We start from the raw sequence: 19,699 nt of genomic DNA on the forward strand, positions 1-19,699 counted from the left end.
ACCATGACATCTCCGGCCACGGCCCCCCATACGACCCCGGGCGCCGCCTATCCGCTGAACACCCGCATCGCCGTTGAGGCGCTGGGCAGTTTCTTCATCGTCTTTGCCGGACTGGGTACGGCACTGTTTAGCGGCACGGCGTCATCGGCGACCGTGGGATTCGCATACGGGATCGCCCTGATGGTGGCGCTGGTGTCGTTCGGGCACATCTCGGGCGGCTACTTCAACCCGGCGCTCTCCCTGGCCATGGCGGTGGCGGGCCGGCTCAAGTGGCTGGCCATGGTGCTCTACATGGTTGCCCAGGTCATCGGCGGGATCCTGGCCGCGGCGGTCTTCTACGTGCTGCTGAAGGTCATGCCGGCCGGGTCCACGCCCGAGATCCACACGCTCTTCGCCTCCCTCGCCAACGGCTTCGACAGCCATTCCCCGTCCAAGGTCCCCATGGTGGGCGTCCTGATCGTGGAAATCATCGCCATGGCCGTCCTGGTGGCCGTCATCCTCGGTGCCACCGCCGCGCGGAACAAGACCACGCTGGCCCCGCTGGGCATCGGCCTGGCGTTCGCGGTCGCCATCACCATCACCGTGCCGCTAAGCAACGGATCCCTGAACCCGGCCCGCGCCACGGCCGTCGTCTTCCTGGCCGACTCGTGGGCACTCGGGCAGTTGTGGCTGTTCTGGTTGGCCCCGCTCTTTGGTGCCGCCCTGGCCGCGGCGCTCTACCGCTCCTTCCAGCCGGCCCCCGCGCCTGTCGGCTCCCCGGCCGAAGAGGACCGGGCGGACGACGCCGGTGCCCCCGACGCCGCGACCGTCGTCGCCCCGTCCCCGACGGATGCGCAGGAGCAGCTGCCCAAGCCGGTCCCCGCCGCGCCGAGMGACGAGGCGCGGGACTTCTTCGACGGTCCGCGCAAATAGCGCTGCGCGGCGGCCGGGCCGTTGGCCGGCTCGTGGGAGGGGCCGGTGCGGAAGTGTCGGCGCCGTCCGATAGCTTGGAACCATGAAGCTGCTGCACACATCCGACTGGCACCTGGGCCGATCGTTCCACGGGGTTGGCACGCTTGACGCCCAGCGCCGGTTTGCCGATCAATTGCTGGCCACGGTCGCGGACAACGGGGTCGACGTGGTCCTGCTGGCCGGCGACGTATATGACCGCGCCCTGCCCGGGGTGGATGTGGTGAACCTTTTCGATGACATCCTGGCCCGGCTCGGCGCCGCCGGCGTGCCGATCGTCATCACCTCCGGCAACCACGATTCCGCCACCCGGCTCGGTTTTGGCGGGCGCGTCATGGAGCGGGCCGGCGTGCACCTGCGCACGCGCGTGGCCGATCTCGCCACGCCTGTGGTGTTTCCGGCCCGGGACGGCGGCGACGTTGCCGTTTACGGCATCCCCTATCTGGAACCGCGGCTCGTCGCGGACCAGCTCGGTGTCGAGGAGGCCTCGCACTTCACCGTCACGGAGGCCGCCGTCAAGGCGATCCAGGCGGATCTGGCGACGCGCCCGGACGGGACGGCCGGCGTCGTGCTCGCCCACACCTTTGCCAGCGGCGGCATCACCTCCGCCAGCGAACGCGACCTGGCGATCGGCGGGGTGGGCGCCGTGCCGCTGGATCTTTTTGACGGCTTCACGTACACGGCCCTGGGCCACCTGCACGGGCGCCAGCGGCTCAGCGAGTCGGTGCGGTACTCCGGCTCGCCGCTGCCGTACTCCTTCTCCGAGGCGGCGCACAGCAAGGGTGCGTGGCTCGTGGAGATCGGTCCGGACGGGCTGGCCGGCGTCGAAAAGGTCGACTGGCCGGCCGAGCGCGGGCTCTCCGTGCTGCGCGGCACGCTCGAGGACCTCCTGGCGGACCCCCGGCACCACGACGCGGAAACGCACTATTGCCAGATCACCCTCACCGACGGCGAGCGGCCCGCCAACGCCATGGAACGGCTGCGCACCCGCTTCCCGGACACGCTGGTGCTCATGTTTGAGCCGGAGGGCGCGGGCGCCGAGGGGCCGCGGACGTACAGCGAACGCGTGGCCGGGGCCGTCGACGAGCTCGATTTGTGCGCCGGCTTCCTCGAGCATGTGCGCCAGCGCGCGGCGGACGACGACGAACGGCACGTCCTGCGCGAGGCCCTGGCCGCCGTGCGGGCCCAGGAGGCGGCGCTGTGAGGATTCACCGGCTGGAAATCCAGGCGTTTGGCCCGTTTGCCGGCCGCGAGGTGGTGGACTTCGACGCCCTTGGCGCGCAGGGCCTCTTTCTGCTCAATGGCCCCACCGGGGCGGGCAAGACCAGCGTCCTGGACGCCATCGCCTACGCCCTGTACGGCCAGGTGCCCGGGGCCCGGGGCGGCGTGAAGCGGTTGCGCAGCCATCACGCGGCCGTGGGCGTGGCGCCGGAGGTCGTGTGCGAGTTCAGCGCCGGCGGGCGCCGGCTGGAGGTGCGGCGCAGCCCGGAATGGCTGCGCCCGGCCAAGCGCGGCACCGGAACCACCCGCGAGCCGGCCGGCACGCAGCTGCGCGAGCACGGCCCCGACGGCTGGACGGTCAAGTCCCAGCGCAACGACGAGGCCGCCGGCGAGATCCTGGGCCTGCTCGGCATGAACCTGGAACAGTTCACCAAGGTGGTGCTGCTGGCCCAGGGCGAATTTGCCGCGTTCCTGCGGGCCACGGCCGCCGACCGCCAGGAGCTGCTGGAAAAGCTCTTTGGCACGGAAATTTACCAAAACCTGCAGGACCGGCTGGCTGCCGACGCCCGGGCCGCCGCGGCGGCGGTGGCGGCCGGCCTGGCCGAGCTGGCCGGCCGCGAGCAGCTGGCGCGCAGCCAGGCCCGCGGGGTGCTGGCCGCCGCGGAAAGTGCGGACGACGGCGGTACCCGGGCGGCCGCGGAAAGCGCAGATCCGGGCGCGGAAAAGGCCCCGGCGGGGGACCGCGGGCCGGGCGCGGAAAGTGCCGGGCCGCCCGTCGATGCCCCGGTCGCCGATGCATGCCCCGGAGGCCTTGACTCCACGGGAACGGAGCTCTTCGACTGGCTGACGGATGCCGTGGCCCGTGCCGTCCGGCACGCCGAGGCGGACGCCGCCCTGGCTGCCCGGGAGGCCGGACTGGCTGCGGCAACGGTCCAGGCCGCCGCGGATCGCCGGGCCCGGCACGCCCTCCGTGACGCTGCCGTGGCCGAACAAGCACGCCTCGCCGCGCTCGCGGATGACGCCGGCCGGTGGCGTGACGCGTTGCGCCGCCATCACGAGGCCGAGGTCCTGGCCACCGCCGTGCGGGCGGCGGCCGCAACGGCGGCGGATCACCAGAACGCCGCGGCCGCCGTCGAACTGGCCGGGGCGGAGTTCGGCGCCGACGCCCTTGCCGTCGAGGCGGCCGGGGCCGCGGCCCGCCTGCCGGAACTCACGGATCTGCCGGAATTGCCGGACCTGCCTGGACTCCCGGAACTGCCTGTGCTCGAAGCCGCCGACAAGGCCCTGGCCGGGCAGGCCGCCGCCGTGGCCGCCGCCCTGCCCGGCGAGCACCGCCTGGCCCGTGCGGGTGCCGAACACGCTGCGGGCGAAAAGGCGCTGGCCGCCGCCGTCAAGGAGGTGGCGGCGCAGCAGGAGGCCGAATCCCGCGGCAAGGCCGGCCTGGCCGCCGCCAAGGAGGAGCTTGACTCCTTGCGCGAGCCGGCCGGCTCGCTCACCCAGGCCCGGCAGCGCCACCGCGAGGCCGTTGCCTTGGTGGCAACCATCAAGGACCATGCCGCCCAACGCGCCGTCGTGGACGGGCTAGCGGAGGCGGAGCTCGCGGCCCGCGAACATGCTGTTGCGGCCAAGGCCGCGTGGCTGGAGGCCATGGACTTTCGCCTGTCCTTGGCCGCGGGGGAACTGGCCGCCAAGCTCGAGGACGGCCTGCCCTGTCAGGTCTGCGGCAGCACGGTCCACCCGGCCCCGTCCGGGCTGGCGGGCTCCGGCGACGGGGCCGTCAAGGCCGAAAAGGCCGCCAAGTCGGCCACTGCGGCGGCGGACAAGCTCGCCCACGCGGCCCGGACGGCTCTCACCGAGGCCGGCCGGACCCTGGCCGTCCTGGCCGGGCGCGGCGGCGACGGCGATCCCGCGGAGGCCGGCGCCGGCGTCGTCCGGGCCGCGACGGAACTGGAAGACGCCGTCGCCGCCGAGGCGCGCCAAAAGGCGGTGACCGCGGAATACGACACATTCGAGACGACCATCGCCCAGGCCCGGGCTGCGCTGCTGGCGGCCACGGAACGCGTGGCGTCCCTGACCGCGGGCAACGCCGCCCTGGCGGCGGAGCAAGAGAAATTGGCCGCGAGCCTGGCGGCCACGCGGGCGGGGTTCACCACGCTGGCCCAGCGGGCGCAGGCCCTTGCCGGGGCGCAGCAGGCCACCGGCCGGCTGCTGGCCGCCCTGCGGCGCCGGGAAACTGCCGCGGCAGCCCGGACGGCCGCGGACCAGGCCTTGGCGGGGGCGCTCGCGGAGAGCGACTTTGCCGACGCCGCCCAGGTACGGGCGGCGCTCCTGACCCCGCAGGACGCCGCGGGGCTCAGGGACCGCACGGCCGCCCACGACAAGGCCGCGGTGCTCAATGCCAGCCGTCTGGAGGATCCCGATGTGGCGGCGGCCGCGCGGGAGGCCGAACAGGGGATCGAGGCTCCCACCGGGGCCGAGCTGGACGACGCCCGCGCGGCAGAACAGCGCCGGAGCGAGGACGCCCAGGCGGCGTCACTGCGCCTGGGGCTCGCCCGCAATGCAGCAGCCGAGGTCGACGCGACCTACCGGGCCTTCGTCTCGCAGGAGGCCCGGGTGGCCCCGCTGCGCGAACGGGCCCTGTTGCTGGCCGGGTTGGCGGACGCGGTGCGCGGCGGTGGCGACAACCACTACAAGATGACCCTCACCAGTTACGTGCTGGCGGCCCGGCTGGAGCAGGTGGCGGTCGCCGCCTCGCTTCGCCTCTCCGCCATGAGCGACGGCCGCTACACGCTCAGCCACAGCGATGCGAGGGCCGGTGGCAACAGGAAGTCCGGGCTGGGGCTGGAGGTCGTGGACGGCTGGACGCAGCAAAGCCGGGACACGGCCACGCTCTCCGGCGGCGAGTCGTTCATGGCGTCGCTGGCGCTGGCCCTGGGGCTGGCCGACGTCGTGCAGTACGAATCCGGCGGGCTGGACATCGAGACCTTGTTCGTGGACGAGGGCTTCGGGAGCCTGGATGAGGAATCGCTGGAACAAGTCATGGATGCGTTGGAAGGACTGCGCGACGGCGGGCGCGTGGTCGGGCTGGTCAGCCACGTGGCGGAGATGAAGACGCGCATCCCCGTCCACCTGCAGGTCCAAAAGGGCCGGCACGGCTCGACGCTGGCCATGGACCGGGCCGGGTAGACTTGGGACGTATTTGGGTTCGGTGCACCGGGAGGCGGGACGGCGCACGCCCTTTTGTGCTGACCGGATACCAATGACTTCATCCCTTTCCCCCGACCTGGCGGCCGTCCCCGGCGGGCCGGCCCCCCGGCCGGCGAGCCGCTACGGCATGCTGCCGCGGCTGGCCGGAAAAAGCTACATCCCGCTGGGCGTCTTTGCCCGCGTCCCCTTGGCCATGCTCACGATCGGCGTGCTGACGCTTGTCACGGCCGTCAGCGAATCCTACGCGATCGGGGGTTTTGCCGCCGGCGCCGTGGGGGTCGGGGCGGCGATCGGCGCCCCCCTGATCGGATACCTGGCCGATCGGCTCGGCCAAAAACGCGTCCTGCTGGTCGCCGCGGCCGTCAACGCGTTCTTCGTCGCCGGCGTCGTCGCCCTCAGCTACGGCGTGGGCGGGTTCACGACGCCGGCCACGCTCGCGGTCCTGGGCGTGGCGCTGCTGGCCGGCGCCACCTCCCCGCAGGTCGGCCCGCTGTCCCGCGTGCGCTGGATGGCGCTGATCAAGAGGATGCCCAAGGCGCAGCAGGGCCCGCTGGCCGATACCGCCCTGTCCATGGAAGGCACCGCGGACGAGGTCACATTCGTGCTGGGCCCGGCCCTGGTGGGGCTGCTGGCCTCGCTTGTGGCGCCGTGGCTTCCGCTGCTGCTGGCGGCCACCATGACCGCGGTGCTGGTGACGATGTTCGCCGTCCATCCCACCCACACCGCCGTGGCCCCGCGCAGCGCCGGGATGTCCGGTCAGGCCGGCTACGTCCCCCGGGAGTCCGTCAACTGGTTCCGGGTGGCCGTTCCGGTGGCGGGCATGCTGTGCATGGGCACCTTCTTCGGCTCCTCCCAGACGGCCCTGACCGCCTTCACCGGCGAGCACGGCTCCGTGGACCAGGCCGGCCTGATGTACGCGCTCATGGGCGCCAGCTCCGCGGTCACCGCGCTGTCCGTCGCCTACTGGCCGGCGGCGTTCACGCATTCGTGGCGCTGGGTGCTGACGGGGGCCCTCATGGCGGCCGGGAGCGTGGCGTACCTGCTGCCCGACTCCCTGGCGAGCATGGCGATCGTGCTGCTGCTGGTGGGACTGCCCGTGGGCCCCACCATGGTCACCATCTTCAGTGTGGGCAGCGTCATCGCCCCGCCGCAGTGGATGGGCACGGTCATGACGGCCCTGGCCAGCGGCATCGTGGCCGGGACGGCCCTCGGCTCCTCGATCGCCGGCAGCCTGGCCCAATCCTCCGGCTACCATGCGGCGTTCATCGTCCCCATGGCGGCCGCCGCGGTGCTCACCCTGTTGGGCCTGGTCGCGGCCTTGCTGTTGCGCCGGTCGAAGTAGCCGCGGCAACGCCGCCAATAACGCCGCCAATAACGCCGGCAATAACGCCGCGGTAACGCCGCCCGTGCGACCCTAGCCGTGGGAGGAAGCCACATCATGGACAACGGTTTGCCGCGGGGCTGGGAGCTCGCAGGGGTGCAGAGCCGTCACGAGGGCGAGCTGATGCGCTACCCCAATGTGGTCGGCGTTGCCACCGGGACGGCCGCGCGGCGCGGCGCCGACACCGACGAGCCGTGCATCGTTGTATATGTCAGCAAGAAGGTGCCGCTCAGCGAGCTGGCGGCACCGGATGTGCTGCCAACCTCCCTCGAGGGCGTTCGGGTCGACGTCGTTCAGACCGGTCCGATCCAGGCACAGGGCGCCGAGTGAACGGCGCCCGCACCCGGCATCAGCACGGTATTTGAGGAGGCAGTCATGTATCCGGAACCAGGATTGTGGGCGGAGGAGGAGCACGCCGCCGGGCATGCGCTGGCGGTCGCCTTCGAGGACCACTTCGCCAAGGGCAAGGGGGTGCCGGAAGGGCCGCCGGACATGGATCGGCTCGGTCCCATCGCGGAGGCCCAGGCCGCCAACGAGGTGGCCCTGCTGGCGCTGCCCAACGTCGTCGGCGTGGCCCCGAGCATCAAGGTCACGGCCGGCAAGCCCACGGGCGAGCCGGCCCTGACGGTGCTGGTGGAAACGAAGAAGTCCAAGCGGACCCTGGGGGCCGGCGCCGTCGTCCCGGATAATGTCGACGGCGTGCCCACCGACGTCATCGAGGTCGGCGTCATCCGGGCCCTGACATTCAACGCGCGCGTGCGGCCGGCGCTTCCCGGCTACAGCATCGGCCACCATGACATCACGGCGGGCACCTTTGGCTGCCTTGTCCGGGACCTGCGGCGCTGCTGCGCCTGCGGCTGCCCGGACGGCACCTGCCGCTGCGGCGGCCACGGGCACGGCCACCACGGCCACGGGCACGGCGGGCACGACTACCTGATTCTGAGCAACAACCACGTGCTGGCCAATTCCAATGCCGGCCACCCGGGGGATTCGATCCTGCAGCCCGGCGCGTTCGACGGCGGCGTCTTCCCCAGCGATGAGGTGGCCCGGCTGGAACGCTTTGAGCGGATCACCTTCGGCGCCGCCGGCTACAACCTCGTGGACGCGGCGGTGGCGCGGCCGACCGCCACCCGCAACGTGATTTCGGCCATCATCGCCGTGGCCATGCCCCGGGGCATTGCGGAGGCGCAGCTGGGAACGCCGGTCATCAAGGTCGGCCGGACCACCCAGGTCACCACGGGTCGCGTGCTGTCCACCAATGCCACCGTGGCCGTCAGCTATGGCGCCCCGGGCGTGGCCGTCTACCGTCACCAAATCATTACGACGGCGATGTCCGCCGGGGGTGACTCGGGAAGCCTGTTGATGGATCGGACCCTGAACGCCGTGGGGCTGTTGTTTGCCGGCTCCGCGACGGTGACGATCCACAACCACATTGCCGATGTTGAGACCGCGCTGGGGGTGCGCCCGGTCACCTCCAACCGGCTGGCGTGAGGCCGGCGGGTCAGGGATTCGCCAGCAGCTCAAGCACCTGCGCGTCGGCAATTTGGTCAAAGCGCAGGTAGGCCTCGCTGACGGCATGCAGGTCGGGCCACGGCTGCAGGCACACCATCTGGTCGGCAACGGCGGCGAGTTCCTCGCAGGTCCGTGCCGGCGCCGTCGGCACACAGACCAGCACGACGCCGGCGCCCGCCTCCCGCATGAGGCCGACGGCCGCGCGCATGGTGGCCCCGGTGGCCAGGCCGTCGTCGCACAACAGCACGGTGCGCCCCACGACGGGCGGCTGGGCCCCGCGCACGTAGAGGTCCTGGCGCCGGGCCAGTTCGGCGCGCTCGGCCTGGTCCACCTCGTCCAGTTCACCGATCGCGAAGCCGGCGCGGCGCAGGTGCTCCATGGTGGCGGCCAGGTGGACGGTGGTGGTGAAGCCGCCGTAGGTGGCCACCGCGCCGAAGGCCACCTCGGGGGCCCCGGGCACACCCAGTTTGCGCACCACCATCACGCCCAGCGGCAGGCCCAGCCCGCGGGCCACCGCGGCGCCAATCGGTACGCCGCCGCGCGCCAGCCCCAGCACCACGGCATTGTCCCAGCCGCGGAAGCGGTGCAGCTTGCGCGCGAGCCGGGCCCCGGCGTCGTCCCTGTCCAGGAACGGTTGCCAAGGCCTGGACTCTGCGCTGTGTCCCATGCCTTCACTATGGCACCGATCCGCGCCCGGGCCCACGCCCGCGGCGACCCATTTGCCGAACGCTACCTGAGGAACGCGATGGCGGCGTCCTTGAAGTCCCGCGAGGTCACGGCATTGTTGTGGGTGCGCCCGGGGATGATGTGCTGCTCGGCACGGCCGTGGAGTTCGGCGAGCACGCTCATGCTCTTGGCCCGCTCGTCCGCCTCGCCGGCCACCAGCAGGATCGGCATCCGGGGCACGGCGTCGGTGGGGTCGAACGGTTCCATCTTGATGGCTTGGATGAGCGACAGCAACGCGAAAATGTCATTGGAGGGGATGATCTGGGCCATGTCAAGCAGCCAGGCGGTGGATGCGTCGGCGATCGGCGTGCCGTCGTTGAGGAAATTTTGGGCGGCGGCCAGGTCAAATTCGGCCAGCGGATCCTTCGGGTTGGGCCCGCCAAGGACCATCTTGCGGACCAGCTCCGGCTGCGTCGCGCCGAACTCCCAGGCCAACCGGGAGCCCAACGAGTAGCCGATCAGGTCCACCCCGGAGCTCGGGTCGCCGTCGCGCAGCGGCCGCACGCCCTGGTCGATGAGGATCTGCAACAGGTCCGCGCGGATCTTTCCCGGCGTGTAGGAATCAAGGTCGTACGGGGCGCCGGACTCGCCGTGGCCGGGCAGGTCCACGGAGATCACGCGGCGGCCGGCCCGTCCCAGTGCCGCCACCCAGCCGCTCTTGACCCAATTGAGGTCAATCGAGGAGGCAAAGCCGTGGATGAGGAAGATCGGCGGCAGCTCGGCGGGGACGTCCGGGTCGAACACGGCAACATGCAGCCCGGCGTTGGTGCCCTCGATCGTGTGCGAGGGGCCGGGGGTTGAATGCCTGGCCGGCATGGGCATGAGCCGCTCCTTGTCCGCGGTGGCGCGTGCCGCCGTCGTACGTCAACAGTAGCGAAAAGGCGGCGCGATCGGCGAACGGTATGCGCACCGTTGAGCACACCGTCCACCTGAGACGGTAGTCACAATCGGGGCCGGGCGCAATTTGGTGCCGCTCAGGGCCGGGTGCGGGCGCGTTGGCGCCGTTGCGCCAGGGCGACGACGACGGCGATGCCGGCCACGAGCGCGAACGTCCCGAACAGCTGGCCCCGGCTGTCGGCGCCGATGAAGCCGACCGTGAAGATGGCCGCCAGCAGGAGCAGACCGATTCCGGTCAGGACCGGGAAGCCGCGCATGCGCAGGGGGAGCGGGGTGCCGTCGCGGTCGGCCCGGCGCCGCAGGATCAGTTGCGAGACCAGGGCGCTGCCCCAGACCACCAGGCAAGTAGAGCCAACCAGGTTCAGCAGGGCGTCAAGGACCCGGCCGGGGAACAGCAACTCCAGGACCACCGCGGCAAATCCAAACAGCACGGAGACGGCGACGGCCGGGACGGGGACGCGCGCGGCGCTGGTACGGGAGAACAACCGGGGTGCCTCGCCGCGGTCGGACAGCGAATAGATCATCCGCGATGCACCGTACAGGTTGGCGTTCAGCGCCGAGAGCAGGGCGGCCACGGCGATGAGCGTAATGGCCGTGCCGGCCCAGGCGATGCCGGCGGAGTTCAGCACGCCGGCAAAGGGGGAGAGCAGCGCGGGCGAATTCCACGGCAGCACGGCGGCAATGACGAAGATGGAGCCGATGTAAAACACCAGGATCCGCCACACCACGGTGCGGATGGCGATGGCCACGCTGCGCTCGGGGTTTGCGGTTTCGGCCGCCGCCACCGCCACGATTTCCGTCCCGCCAAAGGCAAACACCACCACGAACAGCCCGGTGGCAATACCGGAGAGCCCGTTCGGGGCGAACCCGCCGCCGGTGGTGAAGCCGGCCAGGCCCGGGGACGTCGCGCCGGGGATCCAGCCCAGCAACAGCGCGGCGCCGAAGAGCAGGAACAGCACGATCGCCGCGACCTTGAGCAGGGCAAACCAAAACTCGAACTCCCCGTAGTTCTTCACCGTGGTCAAGTTGACGGCCGTGAACGCGACCATGAAGATCAGGGTCAACGCCCACACCGGCAATACCGGCCAGACACTGACCAGCAGGGCGGCGCCGCCCAGCGCCTCGGCGGCGATCACCACCACCAGCTGCAGCCACCACAGCCATCCCACGGTCGAGCCAGCCACGCGGCCCAGCGCCTTTTGCGCATAGACGGAGAAGGCGCCGGAGTCGGGGTTGGCCGCCGCCATCTCGCCCAGGGCCCACATGACCAGGATGATCAGCGTGCCGGCGGTCAGGTAGGAAATGAGGACGGCCGGGCCGGCCGCGTGAACGCCCGCCCCGGAACCCAGGAACAAGCCCGCACCGATGGCACTGCCCAGGCCCATCATGGTCAGCTGGCGTTGCTTGAGGGAGCGGCCCAGGCCGCCGCGGGGGGCCTGGGCGATGCTGGCGGTTGCGGGCAGTGGTGCGTGCATGAAAGGAGGCTTTCTGATATCCGGCGTCAGGCTGGCGCCGGAACCCAAACGGACCCGGCCCCCAAGAATTATCCCCCGAAAAAGGCACGGGCCCGTCCCGGCTCCATGACGAGCCCGCGAAACGGCATTTGGAAATGTGGCCGGCGGGTCGTAAAATCAGTTGTAGTCAAAATGACTTTAACTGCGGCATTGCAAGAGAACGGTGGAGCGGGATGGAACGCCAACCCTTTGCCAGCGCGGCCAACGTCAGCGAACGCCTGACGCAGCCGCCGGCACTGGCCATCTCCACGGTCATCTTTGCCCTTCGCCCGAGCGAAAGCTCGGGACGGCCCACGCTGTGGCTGCCGCTGGTGCGGCGCATCCGCGAACCCTTCAAGGGCCGGTGGGCGCTGCCCGGCGGGCCGCTGACACAGGCCGATTCCCTGCAGGATGCGGCCGCACGCAACCTGCGGGACACCACCGGACTGGCGCCGGAATACCTCGAACAGCTCTATGCCTTTGGCGGCCTGCACCGCTCGCCGAGCCAGCGGGTGGTTTCGATCGTGTACTGGGCCCTGGTGCAGTCCACGGAGGCGGAACTGGCCCGGGAGTCCGAGAACGTGCAGTGGTTCCGGGCCGACCGCCTGGCGGAGCTGGCCTTTGACCACAACCAGATTGTTGACTACGCCCTGTGGCGGTTGCGCAACAAGATGACGTACGGCTCCATCGCCTACCACCTGCTCGGGGAAACGTTCACGCTGGCCCAGGTGCGCGAGGTCTACGAGGCGGTGCTGGACCGCACGGTGGACCCGGCCAACTTCCGCCGCCAGTTGAAGCATGCCGCGCACATCGAACCCACGGATCTCTACCTCCAGGGCGGCAAACACCGCCCGCCCCGCCTTTACCGCTACACCGGCACCACGGGGCCCGACTCCGCCGTGCCGCCGCCCTGACCGGGGCGGACTTCGCACAACCGACCATTATTGACCACCCAGCTTGCCCCCCAACATTGCCCGCGGATGGACCCGCGGACTCCTTCGTAACGGAGCACACCATGTCATCAGTGAACAACACCATCCAGCTCATCACCCGTGGGGAGGCCGAGCGGATCGGCAAGCCGGGCCGCGTCCAGACCAGCTGCAGCACGGACCTGGCCAAGTCGCCGTGGGAGTTTGACCTGGCGGAGGCGCTCGCCGACACGCCCGGCTACGGCCCCGGGGCGTCCGCCCAGGATGTGGCGCCCGCCGCCACCCCGCGCCAGGGCCAGCTGCCGCAGGAGTACAAGGACGCCTCCGACGACGAACTCACCGCCCGCATCCTTGCCGCCAAGGCGGAACTGGGGGACCGGGCGGTGATCCTGGGCCACTTTTACCAGCGTGATGAGGTGGTCCGGTTCGCCGACTTCGTGGGGGACTCCTTCCAGCTGGCCAATGCCGCCAAGACCCGGGACACGGCCGAGGCGATCGTGTTTTGCGGCGTCCACTTCATGGCCGAGACGGCGGACATGCTCTCCGGAGCGCACCAATCGGTGATCCTGCCGAACCTGGCCGCCGGCTGTTCCATGGCGGACATGGCCGACCTGCCGTCCGTGGAGGCATGTTGGGCGCAATTGGCACAGCTGTACGGCACCGAACCCGACGCCGACGGCCGGGTGCCCGTGATCCCCGTGACCTACATGAATTCCTCCGCGGCGTTGAAGGCGTTTTGTGGTGAGCACGGGGGCATTGTGTGCACGTCCTCCAATGCCGCCACCGTGCTGGAATGGGCCTACGAACGCGGCCACCGGGTGCTGTTCTTCCCCGACCAGCATCTGGGCCGCAACACGGCCAAGGCCCTGGGTGTTCCGCTGGAGCAGATGCCCTTGTGGAATCCGCGGCTGCCCCTGGGCGGCCACGACGAGGCCGTCATGCGCGACGCCAAGGTGGTGCTGTGGCAGGGCTTCTGCTCGGTCCACAAGCGTTTCACGGTGGCCCAAATCGACCAGGCCCGCGTGGACTTCCCGGGCGTGCGCGTCATCGTCCACCCGGAATGCCCCATGGAGGTGGTGGACGCCGCCGACGAGTCCGGGTCCACGGACTACATCCTCAAGGCCGTCCAGGCCGCCCCGGCGGGCTCCACCTTTGCCATTGGCACCGAGATCAACATGGTGAACCGGCTGGCGGCCCAATACCCGCAGCACACCATCTTTTGCCTGGACCCGGTCATCTGCCCGTGCTCCACCATGTACCGCATCCACCCCGGCTACCTGGCCTGGGTGCTGGAGGGCCTGCTGCGCGGTGAGGTGCTCAACCAAATCACGGTGCCCGAGGCCACGGCGGTGCACGCGCGGGTGGCGTTGGAGCGCATGCTGGCCGCCAAGCCCCGAAATGCCGGCAAGCCTGCCGCCACGGCGCAGACGGCGCAACGCGCGTGACCATGAGCAACTCACACCTGGTCGTCGTGGGCAGCGGCATCGCCGGGCTGTACGGCGCGCTGCTGGCCGCCGAGGCGGGCCTGCGGGTCACGCTGGTCACGAAGGGCGAGCTGGCGCAAAGCAACACGCACTTCGCCCAGGGCGGGATCTGCGCGGTTCTGGACGCACGGGACGCCGCCCCCGGCGACAGCGTGGCGGCGCACCTGGCCGACACGCTCGCCGCCGGGGCGGGGCAATGCAACCCCGACGCGGCGAGGATATTGTGCACCGAGGCCGGCGGCGACATTGGCGCCTTGGAGCGGTTCGGCGTCGTGTTTGACCGGGACCCGGACACCGGGCGGCGCGCACTGGGCCTGGAGGGTGCGCACTCGGCCGCCCGCATCCTGCACGCCGGCGGCGACGCCACGGGTGCCCGCATCGCCGATGCGCTCATCCGTTCGGTGCGAGACGCCGCCGAACTGGGCACCGTCACCATCCTGGAACGATCCTTCATGCTGGAGCTGGTGACCGTGGGCGGCCGGGCGGCCGGGATTGACTACCTGGACGCCGATGGGCGCCGCAACGTGCTGGCCGCCGACGCCGTCCTGCTGGCCAGCGGCGGAGCCGGGCAGCTTTTCGACTTCACCACCAACCCCGGGGCGGCCACGGCCGACGGGCTGGCCGCCGCGTGGCGGGCCGGCGCCGTGGTGACCGATCTGGAGTACTTCCAGTTCCACCCCACCGCCCTTGCCGTTGGTGAAAACTTCCTGATCTCCGAGGCCGTCCGCGGGGCCGGAGCCGTGCTCCGCGATGCCGCGGGTGAGCATTTCATGCCCCGCTACCATCCCGACGGCGACCTCGCCCCGCGCGACGTCGTCTCGCGCAGCATCGCCGCCCATCTGCGCAGCATCGACGCGGCACCGGGGGCCACCGTGTTCCTCGACGCCACGGGTGTTCAGGCGACCCACGGGGCTGGCTACCTGGCCCGCCGCTTCCCCACGATCAACGCCACGACGGCCAGCCTGGGCCTTGATTGGACCCGGGAGTGGCTGCCCGTCACCCCGGCCGCGCACTACTGGATGGGCGGGGTGGCCACCAACCTCAACGGCCAGACCTCCGTCCCGGGCCTCTACGCCGCCGGGGAGGTGGCCTGCACCGGCGTCCACGGTGCCAACCGGCTCGCCTCCAATTCACTGCTCGAGGGCCTCGTCTTTGGCCGCCGCGCCGTGCGGGCGCTCGTGGACGCCACGGCCGCCGGATCCGGCGGCGGCCGGGATCAAGCATGGCCGGGTCCCGGCCTGGTCCCAGGGCGGGAGGGAGCCCCCGCCGCCTCCACGGCCGCACCCGCTTTTACGGCCCCCGCCGATTCCACGGCCCCACCCGCTTCCACGGGAGGCGAGCCGTTCACGCGGGCCGCCCTGCAACGATTGATGGGCACCCACGCCGGCGTGGTGCGCGATGCCGGCGGGCTGCGGCGTGCCGCCCAGCAGCTGGCGGCATGGCGCACCCAGGAACCCCAAGCCGCCGCCGGCCGGGACGCCGCGGAGCTGGGCAACCTTCGCCTGGTGGCCGCCCTCCTGGTCCAGGCCGCAGTGGCGCGTGAGAATTCCATTGGCGCCCACCACCGCAGCGACCATCCCGAGTCACCCGCCGCCGGGCGGTCCTCGAACCGTTGGATGGCACCAGCCCGTCTCTCGCACTTTCCCACCAGCCTTCCCGCCCTTGAAAGCGAAACCGTATGAACGCCGTCGACCTTGTCCCCACAGTCCAGCCCACCGCCGGGCCGCTGCCAACCCTCCCGGGCCAGGTGGTGGAGAACATTCTGCGCACCGCGTTTGTGGAGGACGCACCGTACGGCGACATCACCTCTGCCACGCTGCTGCCGCCACGGGCGCAGGCCACGGCCTGGCTGGTCGCCAGGGAGCCGGGCATCTTCTCCGGCGGCGACGTGTTCACGGCCGCCATGGTGATGGCGGACCCTGCCGCCGAGGTGGAGCAGCTCATCGCCGACGGGCAGCCCTTCGCCGCGGGCGAGCGCATCATGCGCGTCACCGGGCTGGCGCGCGGCGTGCTGACCGCCGAGCGGATCGCGCTGAACCTGACCCAGCGCATGAGCGCCATCGCCACCCAAACGGCCGAATACGTCCGGCTGATCCAAGGCACGCGGGCCCGCGTCACAGATACCCGCAAGACCACTCCCGGCCTGCGCGCGCTTGAACGGTACGCGGTGCGCTGCGGCGGTGGGCACAACCACCGCTTCTCGCTCTCCGACGCCGTGTTGGCCAAGGACAACCACCTGGCCGTGCTCACGGGCGGCGACCTTGCGAAACTGACCGCCGCGCTCGCCGGCGTCCGGGCCCAGCTGCCGCATACCGTGCACTTTGAGGTGGAAGTGGACCGGATCGAGCAGATCGAGCCCGTCCTGGCGGCCGGGGTCGACACCATCATGCTGGACAACTTCACCAACGAACAGCTGGTCGAGGGGGTGGCGCTGGTCGGCGGCCGGGCTCTGGTGGAGGCCAGCGGCAACGTCAACCTGTCCACCATCGCCGGCATCGCACGGACCGGGGTGGACATCATCTCCGTCGGCGCCCTGACCCACAGTGTCCGGGCCCTGGACCTGGGCCTGGACATCGCCATCGAGGCCTGAGCCGTGATCTTCCTGGACGCCGCCGCCACCACTCCCGTCCGTCGTGCGGTCATCGAGGCCATGTTCCCGTTCCTGACCAACCAATTCGGCAACCCGTCCAGCCACCACGAACTCGGCGAGGCGGCCGCCAACGCGCTGGCCGCGGCCCGTGACCAGGCCGCGGACGTGCTTGGCTGCCACCCCGAGGAGCTGGTCTTCACCTCCGGCGGCACGGAGGCGGACAACCTGGCCCTCAAGGGCATCGCCCTGGCCCGCCGCGCGACGGATCCCCGCCGTTCACGCCTGGTGATCAGCGCCATTGAGCACCCGGCCGTCGCCGACTCCGCCGACTACCTGCACCGCGTTCACGGGTTCACGGTCGAGGTGGTGCCCGTGGGCCCGGACGGCATGGTGGACCCGGCCAAATTTTCCCGGGTGCTGGCCGGTGCGGCCGGCGCCGACGTTGCGGTTGCCTCGGTCATGTACGCCAACAACGAGGTCGGGACGGTGCAGGACGTTGCCGCGCTGGCCGCCATCGCCCGGGAGCGGGGCGTGCCGTTCCACACCGATGCGGTCCAGGCCGCCGGCTGGCTGCCCCTGGACGTACGCGCCCTCGGCGTGGACGCGCTGAGCATTTCCGGGCACAAGCTGGGCGCCCCCAAGGGGGTGGGCCTGCTCTATGTCCGTGGCGGCGTGGGGTTTGAACCGCTCATCCACGGCGGCGGCCAGGAACGGGGGTCCCGCTCCGGCACGGAAAACGTGGCGTTTGCCGTTGCCCTGGCCACGGCGTTGCGGTTGTCGGAGGCGGACCGGGCGGCCGGCGTCGAACACGCGATCCGATTGAGGGACGCCTTTATCGACCAGGTCCTGGCCCGCGTGCCCTCCGCGCGGCTGACCGGGCACCGCACCAGCCGGCTGCCGTCCGTGGCCTCCTTTTGCTTTCCGGGGACCAGCGGGGAATCGGTGCTGCTGGAGCTGGAGCGGCAATCGATCATTTGCTCGTCAGGGTCGGCCTGCGCGGCCGGATCGGACGAGCCCTCCGCCGTGCTGACGGCCATGGGCATCGAGCGCGAAGTTGCCCAGACGGCACTGCGGTTCAGTTTCGGCTCCGACGTCACCGGCGACCAGTTGGATGCCGCCGCGGACGAGCTGGTGCTGGCCGTGGAGCGGGTCGGCCGGCTGGGGCGAGGCTAGGTTTATTCGGCCGTCAGGTCGGACGCAACCGGCGGAAGATCCAGTACCGCAGCAGGATGAACCGGGTGATCGCCGACGCCACGTTGCCCAGCGTGATGACAACAAGCTCGGCCACGATGGGCGCATGGGGCCATGCCGCCCCGAGCACCCACAGGCTGCCGCTCGTCATCGCGAGCGCAAGCAGCATGACCCAAAGTCCGCGGCGCTGGTCCTGCCACCACAGGTGGCTTCCGCGCACGCCAAAGCTTATGCGCCGATTCAGTTCGGTGTTGAGGATGGAGCACAGCACCAGGGAAATGGCGTTGGCCGCCAACGTTCCCGTGGATTGCCGCAGGCCGGCGAAGATCAGCATCGAGGTGACCGTGCAAATGACGGCCACCGTGGCGAAACCCCGCAGTTGCGCCCTTAAAACCGGATGGCTGCGCCGCGGCGGGGACTGTGTCGCCAGCGCCCCGCCGGCCACAGTATGTGGCATTGGATTCAGGGCTGCCGGTTCGACCGGGGTTGCGGTTGCCATAGGACACTAATATTGCCACCCCGGATTGGGACTACCCAAACGTACCGTGTGTGGCGGCTGTGAATGGCGGCCCTGCGTTGCGGATTACTACGGGCCGGCCACCACCGGATTGCGCAGCTCGCCAATGCCGCCCACCCGGCACACCACCTCATCGCCGGGGGTGATCTGCCGGCATTCGGCAGGAAACCCGGTCAGGACGACGTCACCAGGCTGCAGGGTCATGAATGAGCTTAGGTAGACCAGGATCTCGTCCACGCCCCAGCCCAGGTCGTCGCTTGAGGCGGGGGCCAGCTCGGTGCCGTTGTGCACAATGCTGATGGGTACGCCGTCGTCCGCCAGGCCCACCACAATCCAGGGCCCCAGCGGGGTGAACGTGTCCGGGCTCTTGGCGCTAATCCACAGTTCGTCGCTCTTTTGGGCATCGCGGGCGGAGACGTCGTTGCCGATGGTGAAGCCGAGGATGGCGTCGCGGGCGGTCTCGAGCGTGAGGTGCCGCGCCGGCTTGCCCACGACGACGGTCAGCTCGGCTTCGGGGTCGACGTACCCCACGCCGGGGCTCAGGAGGATGGCGTCGCCGGGGCCCACGACGGAACTGGCCGCCTTGTGAAAGGCCTGCGGCGGCAGGGCGCGGCCGGGGACGCCCGTGTTATGTGCCATGCCGAATACATTGACCGGGGCGCAGGGGGCCAGGAAGGCGAACTGGTCCTCATTGACGGTGTCGCCGATCCGCCACCCGTCGCGGGCGGGGCTGTTTTGGTTGGCGGGGGACGCGGGGAACGGGGTTTCCACGATTCGCCAGCTGCGGCCGGCCCGGCTGGCAAAGGTGGGGGCGTCATTGCGGACAAAGTATTGCTCCGGCAGCGGCCCGGCGTCGGCGTCGTGGGGGCGGACACGGGCAAGGCGGTGGGGGGCGATCGTCATGAGGACATCCTACCTCCTCCGGTTCCGACGAACTGGGCTTCTCGCATGGCGGGACGCCCCGGGGTTGACTTGTGCAGTGCACAGAATTGTTGATTCAACCCTTGCGTCCTCCACTGTTCGGTTTTTGTTCGATGGTGTCCACAGTCTTCGAATATGAGTCGAAAAGTGTCGGTGGTGGTCGGTAACATCGGGGTATGGACGCGACGACGAGGGGCCCGGGAAGCACCGCTTCCGGCACGGGGGCGGGGCGGCTGGGTGGGCACATCCACCGGCTGCTGGCCCTCGCCGCCGCGCTGGCCGACGCCGCCGCGAACGCCGCCGGCGTGGACGCCGTGGGTTCCGCGGTTTCCGATGTGGGGGCCGGGTCCGGGGCCGGGGACGCGGACGCGTTCGCCTCGTCGTTGGCGGGTTCCGCCGTCCCGGCGGGGCGGGGGCCCGGCGGGGGCGGTGTGCCGTTTGGGGTGGAGTTGGGGGTGTTGACGGATGCCCAGGCGGTGGCGTGGGCGCAGGAGCTGGAGCGCTTGGGCCGGTTCCTGGCCGGTTTGCAGGTTCAGGCGGCCGGGGAGCTGGCCGGGCGCACCCGGGCCGGGCGCTTCAGCGAGGCCGGGATCACGCACCCGGCCGGGGTGCTCACCGGGTCCCTGCTGCTTAGCGGCGCCGAGGCGAACCGGCGCCTGCGCCTGGCCGAGGCCCTGCTGCC

General features: G+C 70.9%; 16 protein-coding genes and 1 pseudogene. 12 read left to right on the forward strand and 5 right to left on the reverse strand.

Annotated features, from left to right (window positions below):
• The first annotated feature begins 3 nt into the window (after positions 1 to 3).
• The 6 genes from AB4Y80_RS11615 to AB4Y80_RS11640 all read left to right on the forward strand — a co-directional run bounded on the left by AB4Y80_RS11615 (position 4) and on the right by AB4Y80_RS11640 (position 8,248).
• On the forward strand, positions 4 to 912 hold the full coding sequence (locus tag AB4Y80_RS11615; protein WP_442214302.1) for an aquaporin: 909 nt from the start codon (positions 4 to 6) through the stop codon (positions 910 to 912).
• Positions 913 to 994: 82 nt separating this feature from the next.
• On the forward strand, positions 995 to 2,152 hold the full coding sequence (locus AB4Y80_RS11620) for an exonuclease SbcCD subunit D (protein ID WP_442214304.1): 1,158 nt from the start codon (positions 995 to 997) through the stop codon (positions 2,150 to 2,152).
• Positions 2,149 to 5,355 carry an AAA family ATPase gene (locus AB4Y80_RS11625; RefSeq protein WP_442214305.1) on the forward strand — a complete coding sequence of 1,069 codons (3,207 nt, stop codon included), beginning with the start codon at positions 2,149 to 2,151 and terminating at the stop codon, positions 5,353 to 5,355. Before AB4Y80_RS11620 ends, AB4Y80_RS11625 begins: the two co-directional genes overlap by 4 nt.
• Positions 5,356 to 5,428: 73 nt before the next feature.
• Positions 5,429 to 6,718, forward strand: coding sequence for an MFS transporter (locus tag AB4Y80_RS11630; protein ID WP_442214306.1), 1,290 nt, complete (start codon positions 5,429 to 5,431; stop codon positions 6,716 to 6,718).
• Positions 6,719 to 6,814: 96 nt separating this feature from the next.
• Positions 6,815 to 7,087 carry a hypothetical protein gene (locus AB4Y80_RS11635; RefSeq protein ID WP_442214307.1) on the forward strand — a complete coding sequence of 91 codons (273 nt, stop codon included), beginning with the start codon at positions 6,815 to 6,817 and terminating at the stop codon, positions 7,085 to 7,087.
• A gap of 45 nt (positions 7,088 to 7,132) precedes the next feature.
• Positions 7,133 to 8,248 (forward strand): hypothetical protein, encoded by a 1,116-nt coding sequence (locus AB4Y80_RS11640; RefSeq protein ID WP_442214309.1) that lies wholly within the window; start codon positions 7,133 to 7,135, stop codon positions 8,246 to 8,248.
• 10 nt (positions 8,249 to 8,258) lie between these two features.
• Here AB4Y80_RS11640 and AB4Y80_RS11645 read toward each other — a convergent pair whose 3' ends face one another.
• From AB4Y80_RS11645 to AB4Y80_RS11655, 3 genes are all read right to left on the reverse strand, one after another.
• A complete protein-coding gene (locus tag AB4Y80_RS11645; RefSeq protein WP_442214310.1) occupies positions 8,259 to 8,936 on the reverse strand; it encodes a phosphoribosyltransferase in 678 nt (225 codons plus the stop codon).
• A 62-nt stretch (positions 8,937 to 8,998) separates the two neighbouring features.
• On the reverse strand, positions 8,999 to 9,811 hold the full coding sequence (locus tag AB4Y80_RS11650) for an alpha/beta fold hydrolase (protein WP_442214326.1): 813 nt from the start codon (positions 9,809 to 9,811) through the stop codon (positions 8,999 to 9,001).
• A 158-nt stretch (positions 9,812 to 9,969) separates the two neighbouring features.
• Entirely contained in the window at positions 9,970 to 11,367 is a 1,398-nt protein-coding gene (locus tag AB4Y80_RS11655; protein ID WP_442214311.1) for an amino acid permease, read from the reverse strand.
• Positions 11,368 to 11,579: 212 nt separating this feature from the next.
• On the opposite strand from AB4Y80_RS11655, the gene AB4Y80_RS11660 reads away from it, so the two are divergent.
• The 5 genes from AB4Y80_RS11660 to AB4Y80_RS11680 all read left to right on the forward strand — a co-directional run bounded on the left by AB4Y80_RS11660 (position 11,580) and on the right by AB4Y80_RS11680 (position 17,561).
• Positions 11,580 to 12,299 (forward strand): NUDIX hydrolase, encoded by a 720-nt coding sequence (locus tag AB4Y80_RS11660; RefSeq protein ID WP_442214312.1) that lies wholly within the window; start codon positions 11,580 to 11,582, stop codon positions 12,297 to 12,299.
• Between the two features lie 101 nt (positions 12,300 to 12,400).
• Positions 12,401 to 13,759 carry a quinolinate synthase NadA gene (gene nadA / locus AB4Y80_RS11665; RefSeq protein ID WP_442214314.1) on the forward strand — a complete coding sequence of 453 codons (1,359 nt, stop codon included), beginning with the start codon at positions 12,401 to 12,403 and terminating at the stop codon, positions 13,757 to 13,759.
• 2 nt (positions 13,760 to 13,761) lie between these two features.
• Complete coding sequence (locus AB4Y80_RS11670; RefSeq protein ID WP_442214315.1) at positions 13,762 to 15,480, forward strand: L-aspartate oxidase; 1,719 nt, start codon at positions 13,762 to 13,764, stop codon at positions 15,478 to 15,480.
• Positions 15,477 to 16,388: a carboxylating nicotinate-nucleotide diphosphorylase gene (nadC, locus tag AB4Y80_RS11675; RefSeq protein WP_442214316.1), complete on the forward strand. Its 912-nt coding sequence runs from the start codon at positions 15,477 to 15,479 to the stop codon at positions 16,386 to 16,388. Before AB4Y80_RS11670 ends, nadC begins: the two co-directional genes overlap by 4 nt.
• 3 nt (positions 16,389 to 16,391) lie before the next feature.
• On the forward strand, positions 16,392 to 17,561 hold the full coding sequence (locus AB4Y80_RS11680; protein WP_442214317.1) for a cysteine desulfurase family protein: 1,170 nt from the start codon (positions 16,392 to 16,394) through the stop codon (positions 17,559 to 17,561).
• Between the two features lie 13 nt (positions 17,562 to 17,574).
• On the opposite strand, the gene AB4Y80_RS11685 is transcribed toward AB4Y80_RS11680, so the two are convergent.
• On the reverse strand, positions 17,575 to 18,036 hold the full coding sequence (locus tag AB4Y80_RS11685) for a GtrA family protein (protein ID WP_442214319.1): 462 nt from the start codon (positions 18,034 to 18,036) through the stop codon (positions 17,575 to 17,577).
• 129 nt (positions 18,037 to 18,165) lie between these two features.
• Positions 18,166 to 18,999, reverse strand: a complete 834-nt coding sequence (locus AB4Y80_RS11690; protein ID WP_442214320.1) for a fumarylacetoacetate hydrolase family protein — start codon at positions 18,997 to 18,999, stop codon at positions 18,166 to 18,168.
• A 194-nt stretch (positions 19,000 to 19,193) separates the two neighbouring features.
• Here AB4Y80_RS11690 and AB4Y80_RS11695 point away from each other — a divergent pair.
• Positions 19,194 to 19,699 (forward strand): annotated as a pseudogene (locus tag AB4Y80_RS11695) (hypothetical protein); the annotation flags it as partial.

The organism is Specibacter sp. RAF43 (assembly GCF_052114065.1).
Classification (GTDB): domain Bacteria; phylum Actinomycetota; class Actinomycetes; order Actinomycetales; family Micrococcaceae; genus Specibacter.